Annotated in this window: 16 protein-coding genes; 12 read left to right on the forward strand and 4 right to left on the reverse strand. The window is 72.9% G+C overall.

Going from position 1 to position 22,804, the window contains the following annotated elements:
- Positions 1–53 precede the first annotated feature (53 nt).
- The 3 genes from RM446_RS08385 to RM446_RS08395 are packed head-to-tail and all read left to right on the forward strand — an operon-like array spanning position 54 to position 3,804.
- Positions 54–1,286, forward strand: a complete 1,233-nt coding sequence (locus tag RM446_RS08385) for a sugar ABC transporter substrate-binding protein (protein WP_311544606.1) — start codon at positions 54–56, stop codon at positions 1,284–1,286.
- A gap of 2 nt (positions 1,287–1,288) precedes the next feature.
- Positions 1,289–2,905: an ABC transporter permease subunit gene (locus RM446_RS08390; protein ID WP_311544607.1), complete on the forward strand. Its 1,617-nt coding sequence runs from the start codon at positions 1,289–1,291 to the stop codon at positions 2,903–2,905.
- On the forward strand, positions 2,905–3,804 hold the full coding sequence (locus RM446_RS08395) for a sugar ABC transporter permease (RefSeq protein WP_311544608.1): 900 nt from the start codon (positions 2,905–2,907) through the stop codon (positions 3,802–3,804). The genes RM446_RS08390 and RM446_RS08395 overlap by 1 nt, the downstream gene beginning before the upstream one ends.
- Before the next feature lie 85 nt (positions 3,805–3,889).
- Here the strand turns inward: RM446_RS08395 and RM446_RS08400 are convergent, their stop codons facing one another.
- Positions 3,890–4,429 (reverse strand): winged helix-turn-helix transcriptional regulator, encoded by a 540-nt coding sequence (locus tag RM446_RS08400; protein ID WP_311544609.1) that lies wholly within the window; start codon positions 4,427–4,429, stop codon positions 3,890–3,892.
- A gap of 77 nt (positions 4,430–4,506) precedes the next feature.
- Here RM446_RS08400 and RM446_RS08405 point away from each other — a divergent pair, with 77 nt between their 5' ends.
- Entirely contained in the window at positions 4,507–5,928 is a 1,422-nt protein-coding gene (locus RM446_RS08405) for an MFS transporter (protein ID WP_311544610.1), read from the forward strand.
- A 101-nt stretch (positions 5,929–6,029) separates the two neighbouring features.
- On the opposite strand, the gene lepA is transcribed toward RM446_RS08405, so the two are convergent.
- Positions 6,030–7,871 carry a translation elongation factor 4 gene (gene lepA / locus RM446_RS08410; RefSeq protein ID WP_311544611.1) on the reverse strand — a complete coding sequence of 614 codons (1,842 nt, stop codon included), beginning with the start codon at positions 7,869–7,871 and terminating at the stop codon, positions 6,030–6,032.
- Between the two features lie 184 nt (positions 7,872–8,055).
- Here lepA and RM446_RS08415 point away from each other — a divergent pair, with 184 nt between their 5' ends.
- The 7 genes from RM446_RS08415 (at position 8,056) to holA (ending at position 17,552) form a co-directional block, all read left to right on the forward strand.
- On the forward strand, positions 8,056–9,081 hold the full coding sequence (locus RM446_RS08415; RefSeq protein ID WP_311544612.1) for a glycoside hydrolase family 18 protein: 1,026 nt from the start codon (positions 8,056–8,058) through the stop codon (positions 9,079–9,081).
- Between the two features lie 245 nt (positions 9,082–9,326).
- Complete coding sequence (gene rpsT, locus RM446_RS08420; protein WP_311544613.1) at positions 9,327–9,599, forward strand: 30S ribosomal protein S20; 273 nt, start codon at positions 9,327–9,329, stop codon at positions 9,597–9,599.
- Between the two features lie 202 nt (positions 9,600–9,801).
- Positions 9,802–10,821 carry a phosphotransferase gene (locus RM446_RS08425; protein WP_311544614.1) on the forward strand — a complete coding sequence of 340 codons (1,020 nt, stop codon included), beginning with the start codon at positions 9,802–9,804 and terminating at the stop codon, positions 10,819–10,821.
- A gap of 1,392 nt (positions 10,822–12,213) precedes the next feature.
- Positions 12,214–13,002, forward strand: coding sequence for a ComEA family DNA-binding protein (locus RM446_RS08430; protein WP_311544615.1), 789 nt, complete (start codon positions 12,214–12,216; stop codon positions 13,000–13,002).
- A gap of 130 nt (positions 13,003–13,132) precedes the next feature.
- Positions 13,133–15,589, forward strand: coding sequence for a ComEC/Rec2 family competence protein (locus RM446_RS08435; protein ID WP_311544616.1), 2,457 nt, complete (start codon positions 13,133–13,135; stop codon positions 15,587–15,589).
- A 47-nt stretch (positions 15,590–15,636) separates the two neighbouring features.
- Positions 15,637–16,521, forward strand: coding sequence for an LLM class flavin-dependent oxidoreductase (locus RM446_RS08440; RefSeq protein ID WP_311544617.1), 885 nt, complete (start codon positions 15,637–15,639; stop codon positions 16,519–16,521).
- A 62-nt stretch (positions 16,522–16,583) separates the two neighbouring features.
- The gene (gene holA / locus RM446_RS08445; protein ID WP_311544618.1) at positions 16,584–17,552 is read left to right on the forward strand and encodes a DNA polymerase III subunit delta; all 969 of its coding nucleotides are present in this window, start codon (positions 16,584–16,586) and stop codon (positions 17,550–17,552) included.
- A gap of 137 nt (positions 17,553–17,689) precedes the next feature.
- Here holA and hutI read toward each other — a convergent pair whose 3' ends face one another.
- Complete coding sequence (gene hutI / locus RM446_RS08450) at positions 17,690–18,898, reverse strand: imidazolonepropionase (RefSeq protein WP_311544619.1); 1,209 nt, start codon at positions 18,896–18,898, stop codon at positions 17,690–17,692.
- 297 nt (positions 18,899–19,195) lie between these two features.
- Positions 19,196–20,686 carry a GTPase HflX gene (hflX, locus tag RM446_RS08455; RefSeq protein ID WP_311544620.1) on the reverse strand — a complete coding sequence of 497 codons (1,491 nt, stop codon included), beginning with the start codon at positions 20,684–20,686 and terminating at the stop codon, positions 19,196–19,198.
- Between the two features lie 396 nt (positions 20,687–21,082).
- Between hflX and aceB the strand changes: the two genes are divergently transcribed.
- The gene (gene aceB / locus RM446_RS08460) at positions 21,083–22,687 is read left to right on the forward strand and encodes a malate synthase A (protein WP_311544621.1); all 1,605 of its coding nucleotides are present in this window, start codon (positions 21,083–21,085) and stop codon (positions 22,685–22,687) included.
- Positions 22,688–22,804: the final 117 nt, after the last annotated feature.

The following is a 22,804-nucleotide window of genomic DNA, read 5'->3' on the forward strand; positions in this document are numbered from 1 at the left end:
GCCGGGACAGATCGGGGGAGCGTCCGCGGCGTCACGCCCGAAAAGGGAGCCACATGAGAATCCGCAGCGCCGGCCTCCTCGCCGGAACCGCCGCCCTCGCGCTTGCGACGGCGTGCGCAGGCGGGGGCCAAGAGGCCGACCAGCCCCAGGGCACAATGGTCATCTGGGCAGACCCCGAACGGACCGCGGTACTGGAACCCTTCGCGAAGGACTTCGGCGAGGCCAACGGGATCAAGGTCGACGTGCGCGAGGTGGCCGCCGACACGATCCAGGCCGACTTCGTCACCGCGCACGAGGGCGGGTCCGGCCCCGACGTGCTCGTCGGCGCACACGACTGGATCGGCAACCTCGTGCAGAACGGCGCCGTCGACCCGGTCCAGCTGCCGCAGGAGAAGGTCGACGCCCTCAACGACGTGGCCGTCGAAGCCACCACCTACGACGGCCGGCTCTACGGTGTGCCCTACGCCATGGAGAACCTCGCGCTGATCCGCAACACCGCGCTCGCGCCCGATGCGCCCGAGACCGTCGAGGACCTCGTCGAGACCGGATCGCGGCTCAAGGACGAAGGCGACGTCCAGGAGATCCTCGGCCTGCAGGTCAGCCAGACCGGCGACCCCTATCACATGCAGCCCTTCTACACCTCCGCCGGCGGCTACCTCTTCGGCACCGACGGCAACGGCACTCCCGACCCCTCCGACCTGGGTGTGGGCAAGCCCGAGTCCGTCGAGGCGTTCGAGCGGATCGCCGAGTTCGGCGAAGAGGGCGAAGGTGCGTTCAAGCGCTCGATCGACGGCGACAACGTCGGCAGCCTCTTCAACCAGGGCAAGACCGCCTACTTCGTCACCGGCCCCTGGTCGCTGGCCTCCGTGCAGGAGGCCGGCGTCGACTACGCCGTCTCGCCCGTGCCCGGCTTCGAGGGCGGCGAGGAGCCGGTTCCGTTCGTCGGCGTGCAGGCGTTCTTCGTGGCCTCCGGCAGCGAGAACAAGGTGCTGGCCGAGGAGTTCGTCACCAACTACGTCACCGACCCCGAACTCGCCACCGCGCTGTACGAGGCCGACCCGCGACCGCCCGCGCTGAACGAGGTCGCCGAGAAGGTCGGCGAGGAGGACCCCGACGTCGGCGCGTTCACCGACGCGGGCGCCGATGGGCGGCCCATGCCGGCCATCCCCGAGATGGACGCCGTCTGGGACCCGTTCGGCAAGGCGCAGGCCGCCGTGGTCGGTGGCGCCGACCCCGAGGAGGCCGTCGAGTCGGCGGCCGAGACGATCCGCGAAGAGATCGGCTGACCGTGGCACGGGAGCGCTCCGGCGCTGCGGGCGCCCCCGGCGGGGCGCCCGCGCGCCCCCCGCTGCCCGGCGGCTCGCTGGCCCCGCGGGGCTCGGTCGCCGGCCAGGCCGCCAAGACGGGCATGCTCGCCCTTGCCGCCGCCGTCGCCCTGTGGGCGGTGTTCCCCCTCTACGCCGCCGGGCAGTGGGCCGGGGTCGGCGTGGTCGTGGCGGCCACTGCGCTGATCTTCTACGTCTACCTCTCCAAGCGCGCCGTACCGGCCAAGTACCTGCTCCCCGGCACGCTGTTCCTCGTCGCCTTCCAGATCGTGCCGGTGCTCTACACCCTCAGCACCTCGGCGACCAACTACAGCGACGGGCACCGCGGCACCAAAGAGCAGGCGATCGACCAGATCGAGGCGTCCTCGGTCGAGCGGACCGCCGACTCCACCCCGTACACGCTGACGGTGGCCGCCCGCGGCTCCTCGCCCGACGGCGAAACGGTGTTCCTGCTGACTGCGCCCGACGGCGCGGCCTACGCCGGAGACGAGCACGGGCTCCGGCCGCTGACCGGCGCCGAGGTCGGCCCCTCCGGCAGGATCACCGGCGCGCCCGGCTACACCGTCGTCCCGCCGAGCCAGGCCAACGCCCGCAGCGAGGAGATCACCGACCTCGCCGTTCCCACAGGCTCGGGCACCGGCATCCGCTCCAGCGGGTTCTCCACCGCCTACGAAGGCCGGTCCACGCTGACCTACGGCTCCGGCTGCGACTGCATCACCGACTCCCGCAACGGGCGGGTGTACACCGCCGACGGCGAGAGGGGCGCGTTCGTCTCCGGAAGCGGCGACCGGTTGCCGCAGGGGTGGCGGGTCGGCGTCGGGCTGGACAACTTCCTGCGCTTCGTGGCCGAACCGGAGACCCGCTCGTCGTTCCTGGGCATCCTGACCTGGAACGTGGCCTTCGCCGCAGGGACCACGGCGATGGTGTTCGCCCTGGGGCTGGGGGTGGCGCTGACCCTGCACACGCAGCACCGGCTGCACGGACGCACCGCCTACCGGCTGCTGGTGGTGCTGCCCTACGCCATGCCCTCCTTCGCGATGTTCCTGCTGTGGCGGTCGATGTTCAACGCCGACTTCGGCCTGCTCAACCGGATACTGGGACTGGACGTCGACTGGTTCGGACAGCCGTGGACTGCCCGCGCCGCGGTGCTGATCGTCAACGTCTGGCTGGGCTTCCCCTACATGTTCCTGGTGGCCACCGGCGCCCTGCAGTCGATCCCGCGAGAGCTCGTGCAGGCGGCGCGCATCGACGGCGCCGGCGCCTGGCAGGCCCTCCGCCAGGTCACCCTCCCCCTGCTGATGGTGGCCATGGCACCGATCCTGGTGGCCACGTTCGCGTTCAACTTCAACAACTTCAACGCGGTGTGGCTGACGACCGAGGGCGGCCCCTTCCCGACGGACAACCCGATGGCCGGGGCCACCGATCTGCTGATCACCTACACCTACCGGCTGGCGTTCGGGGGCGGCGGCGCCCAGTACGGCTACGCGGCCGCACTGTCGGTGTTCATCTTCCTCATCGTCACGGTGATGTCGTTGGTCAGCCTGCGCAGAAGCGCGTCACTGGAGGAGGTGCACCGCTGATGGCACGATCCGACCCGTCCGCGCGGGCGTCCGCGCAGCGCCGCGCCCGCCGCGCCGCGCTGTGGGCGCGCCGCACGGGCTGGCGGCACCTGGTGATGCTGGTGTTCCTGGTGTTCGCGCTGTTCCCGATCGTGTTCGTGGTGTCGGCCGCGGTGAATCCGCTGGGCACGCTCAGCAGCTCCGCGCTGGTGCCCCGGGCGGCCGGGCTGCAGAACTTCACTCAGCTGCTCGCCGAAACCGCCTACGGCCGGTGGTATGTGAACTCGCTGCTGATCGCGCTGGCCAACGCCGCGGCGACCGTGCTGCTGTCAGCGCTGGCGGCCTACGTGTTCAGCCGGTTCCGCTTCGCCGGGCGCAGGCCGGGACTCTACGGGCTGCTGGTGATCCAGATGTTCCCGCAGTTCCTGGCGATCGTCGCGATCTACCTGATGTTCAGCACGGTCGGCGAGTACTGGCCCGCTGCGGGGTTCAACACCCCCTGGGGACTGATGCTGGTCTACCTCGGCGGGGCGCTGAGCATCAACACCTGGCTGATGAAGGGCTTCTTCGACACCATCCCGCCGGCGCTGGACGAGTCGGCCCAAGTCGACGGCGCCACCCACGCGCAGTCGTTCTTCCGCATCATGCTGCCGCTGGTCACACCGGTGCTGGCGGTGGTGGGGCTGCTCGTGTTCATCGCGACCGTCAACGAGTTCCTGATCGCCAGCGTGTTCCTGCGCGACCCGGAGGCCAAGACGGTGGCGGTAGGGCTGTACGGCATGGTCGCCGATCAGCGCGACGCCAACTTCGGCATGTTCTCCGCGGGCACGCTGCTGCTGGCGCTCCCGGTGCTGTCGGTGTTCTGGTTCCTGCAGCGCTATATCGCCGAGGGCCTGACGAGCGGCGCGGTCAAAGGCTGAACCCGGACCTCGGGTGCGGCGCGGCGGAGGAGGCCGCGCCGACCCGGCTGACCGGCCGCACGGGGCCGCGGCCCCGTGCGGCCGGTCAGCTCTGAATGGGCCGGAGCAGCGGGCGCGGCATCACCATCGCGCGGCTGACCCGGTCGTCGTGATCGGCCGCGCCCGGCCCGTTGTCGACCTCGACGCCGGAGGCCGGAACGAGCACCGCGCAGGCGGGGCAGAACCCGTAGCCGTCGAGCTCGGTGCGGCAGTCGGCGTGCCGGAAGAGACGGCGGGGAGGCCCTTCGTTCAGGTGGCGCTCACCCCACTGCGAGATCTGGTAGAGCACCGGCCACAGGCTGACCCCGAGGTCGGTAAGCACGTACTCCTGGCGCGGCGGCTGCTCGCTGTAGCGGCGCCGCTCCAGTACTCCGCGCTGCACCAGGGTGCGCAGCCGATCGGTGAGCACGGCACGGGGGATCGCGAGGTGGTCGGCGAAGTCGGCGAACCGGCGGATACCGAAGAACGCGTCGCGCAGGATCAGGGGGGTCCAGCGCTCGCCGATCAGCTCCATGACACGGGCGATGGAGCAGTTCTCGGCGGAGTACTCCTTGGGCAGCACGCTGCCCAGCCTACCTGAGTTCACTCACCGAACCGTTGCTGTTAAGATCTGTCGCCGTCAGTCGGTTCATTCATTGAACTAACATGGAGGCAGGTGAAGGCATGGGAGACGAAGCGGCGCCGTCGGCGCCGTCGCGATCGCCCGAGCGGGGTGCGCGCGGGCCGAGTCCGGTGCGGCGCACCATCGCGACGGCGTGTCTGGGGACCTTGCTCGTCATGGTCTGCTATCCGATGCCGATGCTGAACCTGCCCTCGCTGGCCACCGGACTCGGCGCGGGGCCGGGCGCCTCCACCTGGCTGATCAGCGGTATCAGCATGGGACTGGGTGCAGCGCTGCTGCCCGCCGGCACCCTCGCCGACAACTGCGGCCGCAAGGCGGTCTTCACCGGCGGCATGGCGCTGCTCACTGCCGGGACCCTGGCCTGCGGTCTCGCGCCGACCGCCGGAGTGTTCATCGCGGGCCGGACCGTCCAGGGCATCGGCGGTGCCGCCGTCCTGGCCACCGGACTCGCCCTCATCGACGCCGCGTCCGCCACCCGGCGCCAGCGCATCCGCGGCACCGGCCTGTGGGGGGCCGCGCTGGGCGCCGGGCTCGCCCTCGGCCCCGTCGTCGTCGGGGCCGGCGCCGAGACGGCCCCGTGGCGGGCCGCCTACCTCGTGGTCGCGGTCGCGCTCGCGGCCGTCACCGTGGTGGGGGCGGTCCGGCTCACCGAGTCGCGGGCGGCCGACCCGCAGCCGCTCGACGTGCCGGGCGCGCTGCTGGCCGTACTCGCTGTCGGGTCGCTCATGGCACTGCTGTCGCTGCGCGGCCCGGCCTGGCAGGGGGCGCTGCCCTGGGTGCTGGCGGGAGCGGCCGCCGTCGCCGCGGCGCTGTTCGTCGCTGTAGAGCGGCGCACAGCGCACCCGCTGCTGCCGCCGGCCCTCTTCCGCCAGGCGCCGTTCCTGGGGTCGATCGCGGCGGCCGCGGTCACCGGCATCGCCGTCGTCGGGCTGCTCAGCTACGTACCCGCGGTCATGCAAGCGGCTCTGGGCACCGGCACGCTCGCCACAGCGCTGTACTTCCTGGTGTGGTCGGGCTCATCGGCGGTCGTCGCCGTGGTGGCGCCACGGCTGCTGAGCGGGGTACCCGCGCGGTACCAGGTCGCCGCAGGGCTGGCGGGCTGCGCCCTCGGCCAGGCGCTGCTGGTGCTGATGAGCGACGGACGCCCGGCCGCCTTCGCGCTGCCCGGGCTGGCGGTATGCGGGGTGGCGCTCGGACTGGTCAACGCCAACCTCGGCCGACTGGCGGTGGAGACCGCGCCCGCAGGCCGCGGCGCGCTGGGCTCGGGGGTGTCCAACACGGCGCGCTACCTGGGCAGCACCGCCGGGCTGCCCGTGGTGATACTCGTCGTGGGACTGGGAGGCGCCGACCCGGAGGGCATGCTGGCAGGCCTGCACCACGCGGCCTTTGCGGCCGCGGCGGTGGCGCTGGCGGGAGCGGCGCTGGTGGCACTGCTGGCCGACCGCCGCGCCCCGCGGACCTGACGGCGCCGGGGGGCGGGCCGCCCCGTTGATCTTGTAGCCATCGTGAGGGAAAACGATTTCCATTTGCGATGGCTACAAGATCGACGGTGGTGTGCCGCGCCTCAGCGCTTCTTGGCGTCCTTCTCTCCGGAGTCCTCGGTGGAGAGCGCGGAGATGAACGCCTCCTGGGGGACCTCCACGCGGCCCACCATCTTCATCTTGCGCTTGCCCTCCTTCTGCTTCTCCAGCAGCTTGCGCTTGCGGCTGATGTCACCGCCGTAGCACTTGGAGAGCACGTCCTTGCGGATGGCGCGGATGTTCTCGCGCGCGATCACCCGGGAGCCGACCGCCGCCTGCACCGGGACCTCGAACTGCTGGCGCGGGATGAGCTCGCGCAGCTTCTTGGTCATGTCCACGCCGTAGGCGTAGGACTTCTCGCGGTGCACGATCGCCGAGAACGCGTCGACCATCTCGCCCTGCAGCAGGATGTCCACCTTGACCAGGTCGGAAGCCTGCTCTCCGGAAGGCTCGTAGTCCAGCGAGGCGAACCCCTTGGTGCGCGACTTGAGCTGGTCGAAGAAGTCGAACACGATCTCGGCCAGCGGCAGCGTGTAACGCATCTCGACGCGGTCCTCGGACAGGTAGTCCATGCCCTGCAGGGCACCGCGGCGCGCCTGGCACAGCTCCATGATCGGGCCCACGAAGTCGGCGGGCGCCAAGAGGGTGGCGCGCACGATGGGCTCGTGCACCTCCTGGATCTTGCCTTCGGGGAACTCGCTCGGGTTGGTCACCGTGTGCTCGGTGGCGTCCTCCATGACCACGCGGTAGACCACGTTGGGCGCAGTGGAGATCAGGTCCAGGTCGAACTCCCGCTCCAGGCGTGCGCGGGTGATCTCCAGGTGCAGCAGGCCCAGGAAGCCGCAGCGGAAGCCGAAGCCCAGGGCCGCCGAGGTCTCGGGCTCGAAGGCCAGCGCCGCGTCGTTGAGCTGGAGCTTCTCCAGCGCGTCGCGCAGCACCGGGTAGTCGCTGCCGTCGATGGGGTAAAGCCCGGAGAACACCATGGGCTTGGGGTCCTGATAGCCCGGCAGCATCTCCGTGGCGCCCTGGGACGCCGAGGTCACGGTGTCGCCGACGCGCGACTGTCGCACGTCCTTCACACCGGTGATGAGGTAGCCGACCTCGCCCACGCCCAGGCCCTCGACCTTGGTCGGCTCGGGCGAGATGACGCCCACCTCCAGCATCTCGTGGGTGGCGCCGGTCGCCATCATCTTGATGCGCTGGCGGGTGCCCAGGTGGCCGTCGACCACCCGGACGTAGGTGACCACGCCGCGGTAGGTGTCGTAGATCGAGTCGAAGATCATCGCGCGGGCGGGCGCGTCGGCGTCGCCCACCGGCGCCGGAACCTGGCGCACGACCTCGTTGATCAGCTCCTCCACGCCCATGCCGGTCTTGGCGCTGACCCGGAGCACGTCGGAGGGCTCGCAGCCGATGATCCCGGCCAGCTCGGCGGCGTACTTGTCGGGCATCGCCGCGGGGAGGTCGATCTTGTTGAGCACCGGGATGATCGTGAGGTCGTGCTCCAGCGCCAGGTAGAGGTTGGCCAGCGTCTGCGCCTCGATGCCCTGGGCGGCGTCGACCAGCAGGATCGCGCCCTCGCAGGCGGCCAGGGAGCGCGACACCTCGTAGGTGAAGTCGACGTGGCCGGGAGTGTCGATGAGGTTCAGGACGTAGGTGGTGTCGTCCAGGGCCGTGAACGGCAGTCGCACCGCCTGGGACTTGATGGTGATGCCGCGCTCGCGCTCGATGTCCATGCGGTCGAGGTACTGCGCGCGCATCTGGCGGTCCTCGACGATGCCGGTCAGCTGAAGCATGCGGTCGGCCAGCGTCGACTTGCCATGGTCGATGTGCGCGATGATGCAGAAGTTGCGGATCAGCGCGGGATCGGTCCGGTTCGGCTGAGGCACCGTGCTCCGTTCGGATAGCTCGCAGGTTGGCCAGGATGGCGGGGGCGCCGAGCCGCAGCGGGGCGGCGAAGCTGCGCGGTGTGCCGCCCATGATCCCACCCGTCCGGGGCCGCGCCGCGGGGCGCGTCCGGGCGAGAATGGCTCGAGCGGCGTACATCAGGTTATGCGAGATCGGAGGACGGTCGTGAAGTGGTTTCTGCAGCGCGTGCTCGCGGCGATCGCCGCAGTCCTGGCCGTGGCCCTGGGAGCGGCGCTGCTGGTGCGCGTGCAGTACAACGGTGAGCCGGCCTCCTGGGCCGTCTCCGACGGCTCGAACGCGCTGTGGATGGGCCACGCCTGGGTGGACGGCCGCTATGGGCAGAAGGAGCTGTCACGGCTGAAGCCGCGCATCGTGAAGGGCGGGATCAGCGACGTGTACGTGCACGTGGGGCCACTGGAGACCGACGGGAGGCTGGACCCGGCAAAGCACCCCGAGCTGGATGGTTTCCTGCGCATGTTCCGCGAGGAGCTTCCGGACGTGCGCGTTTCGGCGTGGGTGGGCCAGCGCGTGGAGGAGGGCGACCTGGACCTCGGCGACGAGGCGGTCCGCGAGCGCGTGGTCGAGGCGAGCGCGGGGATGATCGACGCAGGGCTCGACGGGGTCCACTACAACTTCGAGCCGGTGCCCAACAACGACCCGGACCTCATCGAGCTTCTGGAGCTGACCCGCGACCGGCTGCCCGAGGACGCGCTGCTCTCCAGCGCGGTGCCCACCGTGGAGCCGCTGGGCGGGCTGGCGTTCACCCTCGGCCTGCTGACGCCCAAGGACCCGTTCTGGTCCGGCGGGTATCTGGAACGGGTGGCCGAGCACCTGGACCAGGTGGCCGTGATGTCCTACGACACCGGGATGCCCACCGAGGGGCTCTACGGCGGTTTCGTCGTGCGCCAGACACAGGTGGCCCTGGACGCGGTCCCCGAGGACGTGCAGCTGCTGATGGGGGTCCCCGCCTACCCCGACGACCACGTCGCGCGGAACCCGGAGGCCGAGACGGCGGCAGCGGCGGTCCGCGGCATCCGGCTCGGCTTGTCGGACGGCCGCGAGCGGCGTGAGAGGTTCGGCACCGCCGTCTACGCCGACTTCTCGGCGACCGACCGACAGTGGCGGGCCTACCTGGACGGCTGGGCGCGTCCGGGCGCCGGGCCGGGCCAGCAGCAGGGCCGGGGCGGCTGAGCCGTCGCCCGGCGAGACCGGCGCCGCGGGCGCCGCGGGCGGGGCGGAGCGCGCCCGGCGCGAGCACTCCCCTGCGCAAGGCATAATGGTAGTCCCGTGTCTCGGACGTTCCACGTTCAGTATGAGCCCTTGGGACTCACACACCTGGCGTCGGTGCGCGACCGGCCTCCCCGCGGAACGGCTGCCCGCGGCAGGTGCACGCGCGCCCGGGCCGCATATCAGAAGCAACTGGAGCACGTTTTCGCATGGCGAACATCAAGTCGCAGAAGAAGCGCATCCTGCAGAACGAGCAGCGCCGGCAGCGCAACCAGTCGGTGCGCTCCTCGCTGAAGACGGCCATCCGCAAGTTCCGGGTCGCCGCCGACGGCGGGAACGTCGAGCAGGCCGTCGTCCTGCAGCGCTCGGCTGCGCGCCAGCTCGACAAGGCCGCGAGCAAGGGCGTCATCCACAAGAACCAGGCGGCCAACCGCAAGAGCGCCATCGCCCAGCGTCTGGACAAGCTGCAGAACGCGAGCTGAGCTCGACCGGGCCCTGCCGGCCGAGCATCGGCGCGATCGCGTCGCGACCGCCTTCCGCGCAGCGGGAGGCGGTCCTTTGCTGTGCCCGGCCGCCGGACACGCTCAGGCGCGGCGGGCACCCGGCCTCCCGCGGCGCGGCAGCTAGGCCGAAGCACCGTGCGAGCCGCGGAGGAGCGGAGGAGCGGACACTACGGTAGGGCCCGTGGACTTCACCGACCTCCGGCTGAGCCTGTGGGACGACCCCGACCGGCGTGCAAGCGTACGCTTCTGGATTGCGGACCGCCTCGCCGAACGCGGCGAGCGGCTGCTGGCCGATCCCCCGCGGGTGCGGGTGCGGCCGTGGTCGACGACAGCCCGCTTCACCGCCACCTCGGGGCCGGTCTGGTTCAAGGCCAACGCGCCGGGAGGCGAGTTCGAGGCGGCGCTGCACGGGGCCCTGTACACGTGGGTGCCGGGCAGGGTCCTCACCCCGCTGGGCGTCGACGTCGAACGCGGCTGGTCCCTGCTGCCCGACGCGGGCACCACGCTGCGCGAGCAGATGGCCTCCGTCGACGACTTCGGCGTGTGGGAGGCCGCGCTGGGCGCCTACAGCGAGACGCAGCGGCTCCTCGCCGCCCGCGCCCGCGACATGCTGGCCCTGGACGTCCCCGATCTGCGGCCGGCTGCCCTGGGGCGTCTGCTGGACGGCTTCCTCGCCGACCCCGCCGTCGCCGAGGCGCTCGGCGACGGCGCCGACCTGCTCATCAGCCACCGGTCGGCCTTCGACGCCGAGTGCAAGGCGCTCGACGACACGGGGCTGCCGCCGTCGCTGGACCACGCCGATCTGCACGTGGGCAACGTCTTCGTGCTCGACGGCGGCTACCGCTTCGCCGACTGGGGCGACGCCGCGGTCGGCCACCCGTTCTTCAGCCTGCTCGTACCGCTGCGCATCGCCGTCCGCGAACTCGGCGCCGACCCCCGCGCCGAGCGGCGCCTGCGTGACGCCTACCTGGAACCGTGGACGCAGGCCCACCCGGCCCCGGCCCTGCGCGCCGCGGTCCCCCGGGCGACCCGTCTGGCCGCGATGGGCCGCTCGCTGGCCTGGAGCCGCCTGTTCCCCGACGTCGAGCCCGGGGTCGCCGCAGGACAGCACCTGGAGATCGCCCGGCTGCTGCGAAACCTGATCACCGGGATCACGGCTGCGGTTCCCGGCGCCCCGGACGCCGGCGACGGGGTGCACTGAGCCCGTCGCGCGGACCGGCCGGGGCGGTCCGCGCGCCGCTCGCCGCCGCTCGCCCCCGTCGCCCACCGGTCGAGCGCGGCCGCCCCGATCGCCGGGCCCGCCCGGGCGCGTGGTTTTCCACAGCCGCGAGATCCGGCATGACGAGCGGGTGCGCAGGCGCCTAGCTTCTTGCCCATGTCGCCTGCACTGCCCGCCCGCCGCCCCCGCCGCACACCCGCTTCCACCGACCCCGACGCCATCGCCGCGCTACGCCGGCTCCAAGCGCGGTCCGACCACCCGCCGCACCGTCAGCCCGCCTCGGAGCCGACCGGTTCTGGGGCGACCGGCACCCCTCAGGCACCTCCAGCGCGCGGTGAGGGACGCGCTCGCGACCTCCCGCCGCCTCCGCCCTATGCCACCGCGCGCGGCGGCGACGGTCCCGAACCGGCGACCGCGGGCGCACCGCCACCCGTTCCGGCGGGTCGCGCCGCTCCGCAGGGCACCGACCGCCGAATCCCAGCGCCTCCGCAATCCGCCCGCCGACCGCCGCCCCACCCGGGATCCTCTGCCGCCGACGAACCACAGCGCGCCGCACCCGGCCGGTGCGCCGCGCAGGAGGGCCCCGTACGAGGCACCGCCGCTACCGGCCGCTCCGCACCGCACCACCCGGACCGCCCCGATCCCGGCGCGCAGGACCTCCCGCCCCGGACCGACGACCCACCACCGCCTCCCTACGCCGTCCAGCCGACCGGCGGTGACCGCAGGCCTCGCGCTCCGGAGAGCACGGGAGGCACGAAGGGCCGCCCCGCGGGCGACCCGCCGCCTCCGCCCTACGCCACGCGTCCGGGCACCCACGGGACCGCACTGCACGGAGCCCGCCGCCCCGGATCCGATCGGGCCGAGCCGTTGCCGCCTGCGGACGACCCGGGCGACGCCTCCGGACGCAGACGCCCACCGGGTCCGCCGTGCGACGGGGGCGACGCCGCTCATCCGGCCGCCTCGGCCGAGCCCGGCGGCCGATCGGGGACCGGCACTGCGGGCGAGCCCCATGACCGCGTCGGGCGGCACCGCCGCGCCCGCACCGCGGTGAGCGAGGCGACCGAGCACGGCACCTCGGAGCACGTCTCGGGGCGGCCACCGCAGCGGAAGCGGCGCGGCAGGCACGCGCGGCAGGAGGCGCGGAATCGACCCGCTCCGCCGGGCTCCCCCGCCGACGGCGAGGCCGCCGCGCCCGGCCCTGTTGCGCTCGCGGAGCCGGAGCCGGAGCCTGGCGGTAGGGCTGCCGACGGCACCGACGCCCGGCGGCACGCGCCCACCGACCCCGGCGGACGCACCCCTCCACCCGCTGCGGGAGCAGTACCCGGACCGCACCCCACCCCAGCGCCCGACGGCCACGGCGCCGACGTCCCACGCGTGCGGGCCGAGCGCGATGTGCCGCGCCCCACTGCGCCGCCGCGGGGCTATGAGGAAGTCGGGCCGGAGCTCGTCCGGTGGCGGCGCTGGTCCGCGCTCGTCGAACGCCTGGCCCCCGGGCTGGCCGACCAGCCGCGGCTGGGCCGCGCCGGCCTGCGCGCACTGCTCGGGGTGTGCGTCGTGGCCGCCGCGGCGACCGGCTGGTTCCTCCTGCAAGCCCGTCCCGAACCCGAGCCGCCCGCTCTCCAGGCCGGGGCCACACAGCTGCCCAAGGCCGAGGGAACGGCGCCCGCGCCGCCCGCAGGGCCCGCAGCGCCCGCGTCCGCGGCGTCCCCGACCCCGGCCGCCGCGGACGTCACGGTGCACGTCGGCGGCGACGTCCGCTCCCCCGGCCTCGTCACCCTCCCAGCGGGCTCCCGGGTCGCCGACGCCGTCGAGGAGGCCGGCGGCACGACCGCCGACACCGAGACCCTCAACCTGGCGCGGCCCCTGGTCGACGGCGAGCAGATCCTCGTCGGGGCCTCCGCGGCTCCCCCGCCCGCCCACGGCGCAGGAGGGGGAGCCGGCGGCACGGCCCCACCCGCTCCGATCGACCTCAACACCGCGACCGCCGACCAGCTCCAGGAGCTACCGGGAGTCGGCCCCGTGCTCGCCGAGCGCATCGTCGCCTTCCGCACCGAGAACGGCGGATTCGCCGCGGTCGAGCAGCTGCACGACGTCAGCGGCATCGGCGAGCAGCGCTTCTCCGACCTCGCCGACCGCGTCCGCGTCAACGGAGCCGCCGGGTGACCGCCGCCCGGGGAACTGCGGCCACACGTCCGGTCACGGTACTGCCCACGCGGCCGCGGCGGCCTCGCATGACCGCTCCCAGCGGGCGGCCGCCGCGCAGACGGCCGCCCGCCCCGCCGGGCAGGCGGCCGTGACCTACCTGGGAACGGACGCGCCCGACTATGCCCGTGCCCCGGACCTGCGGCTGGTACCACCGGCGGTGGGCACGTGGGTCTGCACCGCCGCGCTCCTGGGCGGCTCCTCCGGCACCGCCCTCGTGGTCGCCGGCGCGCTCGCGGTGTGCGCGGGGGCGGTGTGGCTGAGCGCGCGCCGGCGTGCCGGCGCGGTTCCGATGCTGGTCGTGGCGGTGCTGGCATGCTCGGCCGCAGGAGCGCTGGCGACCGGAGGACGCCTCGCGGCGGTCGAGTCCTCCCCGCTGCCCGAGTTGGCCGAGGAGCGCGGGTGGACCGAGCTCGACCTGGTCGTCACCGCCGACCCCCGGCAGCGCAGCGGACCGCCGGCGCCCGGCCGCCAGCGGCTCGTGGTCGAAGCCCGCGCGGAGTCGGTTCGCACGCGCGAACCCGCCACGGGCGCGGAGCCGGGCGGAGTGCAGGTGCGCACGCGCGTGCCCGTCGTCGTGCTCGCCTCCGGCGACGCCTGGCGCGATCTCCTGCCCGGACAGCGCGTCGGGGCCTCGGGCACGGTCCTCCCCGCCGGAGGCGGTTTGACGGGCGGGCTGTTCGTCGTCCGGGGACCGCCGGACCGCGTCCTTCCGCCCTCGGCCTGGCAGGAGTGGGCCGGAGACGCCCGCGCACGGCTGCGCCGGGCGGCTGCGGGTCTCCCCGATCCGGCCGCCGGCCTGCTGCCCGCGCTCGTCGTAGGCGACACCTCGGGTCTGGAGCCGCAGACGGTCGCCGCCTTCGAGGACAGCGGACTGACCCACCTGCTCGCGGTCAGCGGCTCCAACCTCGCGATCATGACCGGTGTGGCACTCGCCGCCTGCCGGGGGCTCGGCCGCCCGGGATGGACCGCGGCCTTCGTCGGCGCCGTCACCATCGCGGCGTTCATCCTGCTGGCGCGGGCCGAGCCGAGTGTGTTGCGGGCCGCTTTCATGGCAGCCGTCTCGCTGGCGGCTCTGGCGCTGGGGCGCCCTCGCGTGGGTCTGACGGCGCTGGCCGCATCGGTGCTGGGCCTGCTGCTGTTCGACCCCGGCCTCTCCCGCTCCTTCGGGTTCGCTCTGTCGGTGCTGGCCACCGGCGGGATCATGGTGCTCGCTCCAGGATGGCGGGACCGCTGGTCGGCACGCATGCCGCGGTGGGCCGCCGAAGCCGTGGCCGTCGCGCTGGCTGCGCACGTGGCGTGCCTTCCGCTGCTCGTGGTGCTCTCGGCCGAGGTGAGCTGGGTGGCCGTACCCGCCAACGTGCTGGCGGCGCCGGCCGTTCCGATCGCGACGGTCGGCGGGTTCGCCGTCGCGGGCCTGGCCCTGGTGTGGCCGGCCGCGGCCGGCGTCGCGGCGTGGCTGCCCGGCACCGCCGTGCTGTGGGTCGCCGCCGTGGCCGCCACCGCGGCCCGGCTGCCGGGGCGTGCCCTGCCGTGGCCCTCCACGGCAGCGGGCGCCGTCTGCCTGGCAGCCATGCTCGTGGTGCTGCTTGTACTCCGCGGCCGGGTCCGCCTCGTGGTGTGTGCGGCAGGACTGGCCGCGGCGCTGACCGCGCTCTGCCTGCACTGGCTGGCACCCGCCTGGCCTCCGGCGGGCTGGGCCGTGGTGGCCTGCCGCGTCGGCCAGGGAGACGCGCTGGTCCTGCGCACCGACGGCGGACGGGCCGTGGTCGTCGACACCGGGCCCGACCCGGTGGCGGTCTCGCGGTGCCTGACCGACCTGCGCGTCCGCAGTATCGGCCTGCTGGTGATCACCCACGGCGACGGCGACCACGCCGGCGGCACGGCGGGAGCGCTGTCGGGCCGGGACACCCGGCTCGCGCTACTGCCGCCCGGCTTCGACCACCCTCCGTCCGTGCGCCTGCTGCGAAGCGCGGAGGTCCCGGTGCGCATCGCCTCCGCGGGCCAGCGGTGGAGCCTCGCGCCGTGGACGCTCGACGTGGTCTGGCCGCCGCCCGGCTCCCGAGGCGGAAACGACGGCAGCATCGTACTCCTGGCCGGCCTGCCGCCCGCGAGCGGAGCGCTTCGGGTGCTGCTGACCGGCGACATCGAGGAGCCCGCCCAGCGCACGCTGCTGCGCAGCACGCACGCCATCCGCGGCGTGGACGTGCTCAAGGTCCCCCACCACGGCGCCGGCACCCAGGACCCCGGGTTCCTCGCCGCGACCCGCCCCGACATCGCGCTCACATCCGTGGGCGCCGACAACGCCTACGGCCATCCCGAACCCTCCACCTGGTCGCTGCTCCAGTCGGCCGCCGCCGCCAACTACCGCACCGACGTGCACGGCGACATCGCCGTCGTCCCCGGCCCCGCGGGCCCGGAGGTCGTCTGCCGCAACCCCGGCCCCCCGCCGCGGGCCCCGCCGCAGAAGCCGCACCCCTCCCCCGCGGCGGTGGCGGCGCTGCACGCGACGTTGACCTCGATCAAAGTTGAGGTTTTAGCGTGGTGACCCGACGGCGGCCTGCCACCGCCGGAGAATCGACGATCGGAATGCGAATGCGGATCAGCGCCACACTGCCCGTCGGCGACGCCGGAGTCCCGGACCTCGCCATGGCGCAGCACCTCGAAGACCTGGGGTTCGACGGAGTCTCAGTGCCGGACCTGCTGTTCGGCGACGGGACACCCGGCGCGGACCCGCTGACCGTCCTCGCCGCGGCGGCGGGGCGCACGAACCGAATCAGCCTGGAGACCGGTGTGCTGAGTCTGCCGCTGCGCGCGGTGGCGCTCGTCGCGGCGCAGGTCCAGGCGCTTCAGCACCTCTCGGGCGGGCGCGTCGTGCTGGGGACCGGCCTCGGCGGGTTCCCCGGGTCGCCGTTCTGGCGGGCCGCGGGCGCCCCGCTCAGCGAGCGCGGCCGACGGGCCGACGACGTGCTGGCGACCCTGCCGGGGCTCGTGCGGGGCGAACCCACCGACGTGGACGGCGACGTCGTGACCCTCACCCCCGCCGCCGCGGTCCCGCCGATCCTCGTCGGCGGGAACTCCGAGGCCGCCATGCGCCGCGCCGTGCTCCACGGCGACGGCTGGGCGCCCTCGCTGATCGCGCCAGCCGAACTGGCCGCGCGGGCCGAGCGCCTGCGGGAGATCGCCGCGGAGCTCGGGCGGCCGGCCCCCGGGATCAGCGTCAGCGGCCACGGAGTGCTCAACGGCTCCGCGGCCGCCGTGCAGGCGTTCGTCGACAACCTGGTCGGGGTGCACGGATTCAGCGAAGAGGAGGCCGCGCGGTTGCCGGTGACCGGCGGGCCGGACCGCGTCGCCGAACGCCTCGCAGCCTACGCCGACGCGGGCGCGCGCTCCGTCACGCTCAGCCTCGACGGCGGTTCCTGGCCCGCCCAGGCCGAGACCCTGGCCGAGGCCGCGTCGCGACTGCGGGCGGGGGGCTGATCCCGTCGCCGCATCCGGTACGGCCGCGGCGAACCGTCGCCTCGGCATGGCATGCTGCAGCTATGGCCACCACGTCCGCTCCCCCGCTGTCCGTCGTCGTGGGCGACGAAGAGCTGCTCGCCGACCGCGCCGTCGCCGAGATCGTCGCCGCGGCGCGCGCCGGAGACCCCGGCGTCGACGTGCACGACCTGATGCCCGCGCAGCTCACAGCCGGCAAGCTGGCCGAAGCCACCTCGCCCTCCCTGTTCGGCGAAGGGCGCGTGGTGGTGCTGCGCTCCGCACAGGACTTGACCAAGGACCTGGCCGCCGAGGTCTCAGCCCTGCTGAAGAACCCGGCTGACGACGTCGCGCTGGTCCTCGTCCACGCCGGAGGAGCGAAGGGCAAAGCCCTGCTGGACGCGGCGCTGAAGGCCGGGGCCCGCAGGTTCGACTGCGCCAAGCCCACCAAGGCGAACGAGCGCCTCCAGTTCGTCAAGGGCGAGTTCTCCCGCGCCGGACGCCAGATCACCGGCGACGCCGCGCAAGCGCTGCTGGACGCGGTCGGCAACGACCTGCGCGAGCTGGCCGCCGCCTGCACCCAGCTGGTCGCCGACACCGACGGCCGTGTCGATACCGCGGCCGTGGCCCGCTACCACAGCGGCAAGGCCGAGGCCACGGGCTTCACAGTCGCCGACCGCGCCGTCGAGGGCCGCCTGCCCGAGGCGTTGGAGCAGCTGCGCTGGTGCCTGGCCGTGGGCACCGCGCCGGTGCTGATCAACAGCGCACTGGCCGGTGCGGTGCGCGGGCTGGCGGTGGTCGCCCAGCCCCAGCGCGGCGCCGCCGACGCCGAGCTCGCCAAGCGGGCCAAGATCCCGCCGTGGAAGCTGAAGACCCTGCGCCAGCAGGCGCGCGGCTGGTCCCCGCAGGGAGTCGCGCGCGCGATGGCGGTGGTCGCCGAGACCGACGCGCTGATCAAGGGCGCCGGCCGCGACCCGGCCTATGCGCTCGAACGGGCCGTCATCCAGATCGCGACGGCCCGCAACCAGCGATGAGCCGCGCCCGGACCCGCCGCTGGAGACGGGTCGTGCCGAGGCCGAATCCCGTTGATCTTGTAGCTATCGTCACTGGCAATCGTTTTCCTTCACGATAGCTACAAGATCAACGGGGGTTTGCCGGCCCCCTCGGCGATCTAGCGGATTGTCTCGCCGCCGCGCCAGACGCGGATGGTGTTCAGGCCGTAGGACCAGGCGAAGGCGCCTTCGTGGTCGGCGTCCCACTGGACGATGTCGGCGTACTGGCCCGGCGCCAGGAAGCCGCGGTCGGTGAGCCCCAGCGCGTAGGCACCGCCGACCGTGGCAGCGCGGAGGGCCTCCAGAACGCTCATGTTGAACATGGAGATCGCCATCGAGATCGCCAGCGGCAGCGACATGGTGCCGGACTGGCCGGGGTTGTGGTCGGTGCCCAGACCGACCGGGACGCCGTGGTCCAGCAACGAGCGCACCGGCGGAGTGCGGCGCTCGTGCAGCGAGGTGGTGGGGCACACGACGACCGGGGTGGAGCTCTTGGCCAGCGCGAGGACGTCGTCCTCATCGGTATCGTGCAGGAGGTCGACCGACGAGCACTGCAGGTCGGCGCCCATGCGCACCGCGCCGTGGCGGGGCTTGGCGCAGGCGTGCATGTGGGTGGCCAGGCCGACGGTGCGTGCCGAGGAGAGCAGGCGCAGCGCGTCGTCGGGGGTGAACTGCTGGTTGTCGCAGTAGACGTCGACGCCGTGGGCTCCGGCCTGGGCGGCGTCGCTCAGCCAGGAGGAGACCGCGTCGACGTAGTCGCGCGGGCGGCCGAAGTACTCCGGCGGCACCGCGTGCGCAGCGAAGAACGTCACCTGCAGCCGCGGCATGCCCGGCTCCTCCTCGAGGGAGCGCAGCAGCCGGACGTCGGCGAGCTCGCCGTCGCGGGTGAGGTGGTAGCCGGTCTTGGCCTCGACGGTCGTGCAGCCCGAGAGCACCCAGTGCCGCAACCGCTCGCGGACCGCGTTGCACAGGGTCCAGGGGTCGGTTCCGCGTGTCACGGTGACGGTGGAGGCCACACCGCCGCCCGCGCCGCTGATCTCGGACTTGGAGGCGCCGCTGGCGCGCATGGCGACTTCGGCGTAGCGGTTGCCCGCGTAGACCGGGTGGCAGTGGGCGTCGATCAGCCCGGGCGTGACCAGGCCGCCGCCGATGTTGTCGACCTCGTCGACGTCGACGATGTCGTCGATGACTCCGGGCAGGCTCTGCGGGAGATCGGCTGCCGGACCGACCCAGGCGATGCGGTCGTGGTGCACGAGCATCGCAGCGTTGCTGAGGAGATCGGTGCCTGTCCACAGCCGCCCGATGTTGGTCAGCAATCGTACTGTCATCGTCTCACCGGCTCGCCCCAGTAGTCATGGCAGCCGGATCGCGGATGCGGACCGGTACACACGCGCGGACATAAGCGACCTCGTTCTCGACTCAACTGGCGGGGGGAGGTGGTGCGCCGGGAAGGCGAGCGACTCACGGGGGCTGGTGCCAGTGGCACAAAACCGTAGTTCATCCTCCGACGCCGTGTATACCTCTCGGCCCCGTGATTCACCTGTCCTCAACACAACGGCGGAACCCCGCCCGGGGTTCCGCCGTTATGCGTCAGCTTGGGCGATACCTTACACCGCAGCGCGCGGTCAGACCGCCGCGTAGCCGTCGAGCTTTCCGGCGAGCAGGCCGGGCACGAACGCGTGCAGCCGGGTGCCCTCGCCGGTGTGCTCCTGGTCGACGATGCGGCCCTCCTCGTAGACACGCGAGACCAGGTCGCCGCGCTCGTAGGGCAGCATCACCCGGACCTCGCGCTCCAGGCTGGGCAGCGCGTCGGCGACGGCCGCGATCAGCTCCTCGACGCCGGATCCGGTACGCGCAGAGACGTCGACGGCCCGCGGCTCCTTTGCGCGCAGCTGCTTGAGCACCAGCGGGTCGCCGGCGTCGGTCTTGTTGAAGACGACGACCTCGGGAACCTCGCCCGCGCCGATCTCGGCGAAGACCTCGCGCACCGAAGAGAGCTGCTGCTCGGGATCGGGGTGCGAGGCGTCGACGACGTGCAGGATCAGGTCGGAATCGGCGACCTCCTCCAGCGTGGAGCGGAACGCCTCGACCAGCTCGTGGGGCAGGTGGCGGACGAACCCGACGGTGTCGCTGAGCGTGAACGCCCGGCCGTCGGGCGTGCGCGCCTGCCGCACAGTGGGATCGAGCGTGGCGAACAGCGCGTCCTCGACCAGCACGCCGGCGTTGGTGAGCCGGTTGAGCAGACTGGACTTGCCGGCGTTGGTGTATCCGGCGATGGAGACGGCCGGCACCTGGCGGACCTGGCGCTTGTCGCGCTTGACGTCGCGGGAGGTCACCATGTGCGCGAGCTGCCGACGGAGCTTGGCCATGCGGGCGTTGATGCGCCGCCGGTCGGTCTCGATCTTGGTCTCACCGGGTCCGCGCAGACCCACGCCGCCGTTGCCTCCGCCGGCGCGGCCGCCGGCCTGGCGGGACAGCGTGGCGCCCCAGCCGCGCAGCCGCGGCAGCAGGTAGCTGAGTTGTGCGAGCTCGACCTGCGCCTTGCCTTCGCGGCTGCGTGCGTGCTGGGCGAAGATGTCCAGGATGAGCGCAGTCCGGTCGATGACCTTGACCTTGACGATGTCCTCCAGCTGGCGAAGCTGGCCGGGCGCGAGTTCGCCGTCGCAGATCAGGGTGTCGGCACCGGTGCTCTCGACGATCTCGCGCAGCTCCTCGGCCTTGCCTCGCCCGATGTAGGTGGCGGGGTCGGGCTTGCGGCGGCGCTGGGTGACCCCTTCGAGGACGGCGGCACCGGCGGTCTCGGCGAGCTGCTTCAGCTCGGTCAGCGAGTTGTCGGCGTCGCGCTGCGTGCCGCTGGTCCACACCCCCATAAGGACCACGCGCTCCAGGCGCAGCGAGCGGTACTCGACCTCGGTGACGTCGGTGAGCTCGGTGGAGAGCCCTTCGACACGGCGCAGCGCGTGGCGCTCGGCGAGTTCGAGCTCCCCCTGCTCGGGTTGTTCGACTGCGGGGGCGTCCTCGACAGCGTGCGGCCGGAGTCCGGCCGAGCGGTGCGCGGGCTCCGCGAGGATGTGCTCGGCGGAGTCGAGCGGACCGCGGTCAACGAAAGTATTCATATCCCTCCAGCTGGTTCAACGTCGGGCCAGCGGGTCCTTGTTCCCGCGGTTCGATGGTTGCACGCGCCGCTGACAGGCGGCACCCCCTTTTACCGTGGCGCGCCGCCGCCAGCCGCCCGATGTGCAGGGTGGCCGCGCCGGGCGGAAGGGAGAAGACTGCGGGACACGACGCCTCTTCGGGTAGCGGGGCACCGAGCGGAAGGCGCCGGGAAGAACCCGACGCGCAGCCTCTCCGTCAAGGGTGGCGGGGGGCGACGGGAGGGAAAAGCACCCGTCCTTTCCACCAGGGAAAAGAGTGGCCGCACACCCCCGCGTCCGCCGTTGACCGGACCCGAACCCGTCAGTAACGTCAATTCCACATACCAGAAGAAGATTTCGCTTCGTGGAAGGATTCCGATGGCCGCCACCACCGGGGTCGAGATCACCGGCCCCATGCACGAACGCTTCGACCAGATCCTCACCGACGACGCCCTCGCTCTGATCGCCGACCTGCACCGGCGGTTCGAAGGGAGGCGCCAGGAGCTGCTGGACGCCCGCGCCCGCCGCCAGGAGCAGATCTCCGCAGGGGCCGACCTCGACTTCCTGCCCGAGACCCGCCACATCCGCGAGGACGCTTCCTGGCAGGTCGCCCCGCCCGCGCCCGGCATCACCGACCGGCGCATCGAGATCACCGGGCCCACCGACCGCAAGATGACGGTCAACGCGCTCAACTCCGGTGCCAAGGTCTGGCTGGCCGACTTCGAGGACGCCAACACCCCGCTGTGGGAGAACATGATCGGGGGCCAGTTGAACCTGCGGGACACGCTGGACCGCACCCTCGACTTCACCACCCCCGAGGGCAAGTCCTACGCGCTCAAGGACGACTCCGAACTCGCCTCCGTCGTCGTGCGCCCGCGCGGCTGGCATCTCGACGAGAAGCACATCCTCGTCGACGGCGCCCGCACCGCCGGCGGCATCGTCGACTTCGCGCTCTACCTCTTCCACTGCGCCCGCCGCCAGCTCGACAAGGGCAAGGGCCCCTACTTCTATCTGCCCAAACTGGAGAGCCACCTCGAAGCGCGGCTGTGGAACGACATCTTCGTCGCCGCTCAGGAGCACCTGGGGATCCCGCGGGGCACCGTCCGCGCCACCGTGCTGATCGAGACTATCCCCGCGGCGTTCGAGATGGAGGAGATCCTCTACGAGCTGCGCGAGCACTCCGCCGGACTGAACGCCGGGCGCTGGGACTACCTCTTCAGCATCATCAAGGTGCACCGCACCCGCGGCCGCAGCTTCCTGATGCCGGAGCGCAACGCCGTGACCATGACCGCGCCCTTCATGCGCGCCTACACCGAACTGCTGGTGAGCACCTGCCACCGCCGCGGCGCCCATGCCATCGGCGGCATGGCCGCGTTCATCCCCAGCCGCCGCGACCCCGAGGTCAACGAGCGCGCCCTGGCCAAGGTCCGCGACGACAAGTCGCGCGAGTCCGGCGACGGCTTCGACGGCTCCTGGGTGGCCCACCCCGACCTTGTGCCCGTCGCCCGGGAGGTCTTCGACGGAGTCCTGGGCGAGCGGCCCAACCAGATCGACCGCAAGCGGGAGGACGTCTCGGTCAAGGCCGCCGACCTGCTGGCCGTCGACTCCGCCGAGGGCGGTGTCACCGAGGCCGGGCTGCGCGCCAACATCAACGTCGGCCTGCAGTACCTCGCCTCCTGGATCGGCGGCAACGGCGCGGCGGCCATCCACAACCTGATGGAGGACGCCGCGACAGCCGAGATCTCCCGCTCCCAGGTCTGGCAGTGGCTGCACAACGACGTCACGCTCGACGACGGACCCGAGGTCACCCGCGACCTCGTGCGCCGCCTCGTCGACGAGGAGATGGCCGCCATCCGCGAGCAGCACGGCGACGCCTACGACGCCGCGCTGTTCGACCAGGCCAAGCAGCTGTTCACCGAGGTCGCCCTCGCCGACGAGTACGTCGACTTCCTGACGCTGCCGGCCTACGAGCGGATGCCCTGATACGCGACCGGGGCGCGGCGGCGGACCGCCTGCGAGCAGTCGGCCGCCGCGCCCGGTTGCCCTTGCCCGCAGGCGGGAAGTGGGAGAGAGTACGGACCTACCGCGGCCGACCCGCCG

Source organism: Streptomonospora wellingtoniae, assembly GCF_031845375.1.
GTDB classification, from domain to species: Bacteria; Actinomycetota; Actinomycetes; order Streptosporangiales; family Streptosporangiaceae; genus Streptomonospora; species Streptomonospora wellingtoniae.

Bases quoted from the DNA above. Each gene is read 5' to 3' on its own strand.
- RM446_RS08405 (WP_311544610.1), top strand. From the start codon at position 4,507: ATGGGAGACGAAGCGGCGCCGTCGGCGCCGTCGCGATCGCCCGAGCGG.
- RM446_RS08385 (WP_311544606.1), top strand. From the start codon at position 54: ATGAGAATCCGCAGCGCCGGCCTCCTCGCCGGAACCGCCGCCCTCGCG.
- rpsT (WP_311544613.1), top strand. From the start codon at position 9,327: ATGGCGAACATCAAGTCGCAGAAGAAGCGCATCCTGCAGAACGAGCAG.
- holA (WP_311544618.1), top strand. From the start codon at position 16,584: ATGGCCACCACGTCCGCTCCCCCGCTGTCCGTCGTCGTGGGCGACGAA.
- aceB (WP_311544621.1), top strand. From the start codon at position 21,083: ATGGCCGCCACCACCGGGGTCGAGATCACCGGCCCCATGCACGAACGC.
- hutI (WP_311544619.1), bottom strand. From the start codon at position 18,898: ATGACAGTACGATTGCTGACCAACATCGGGCGGCTGTGGACAGGCACC.
- RM446_RS08440 (WP_311544617.1), top strand. From the start codon at position 15,637: ATGCGGATCAGCGCCACACTGCCCGTCGGCGACGCCGGAGTCCCGGAC.
- hflX (WP_311544620.1), bottom strand. From the start codon at position 20,686: ATGAATACTTTCGTTGACCGCGGTCCGCTCGACTCCGCCGAGCACATC.
- RM446_RS08395 (WP_311544608.1), top strand. From the start codon at position 2,905: ATGGCACGATCCGACCCGTCCGCGCGGGCGTCCGCGCAGCGCCGCGCC.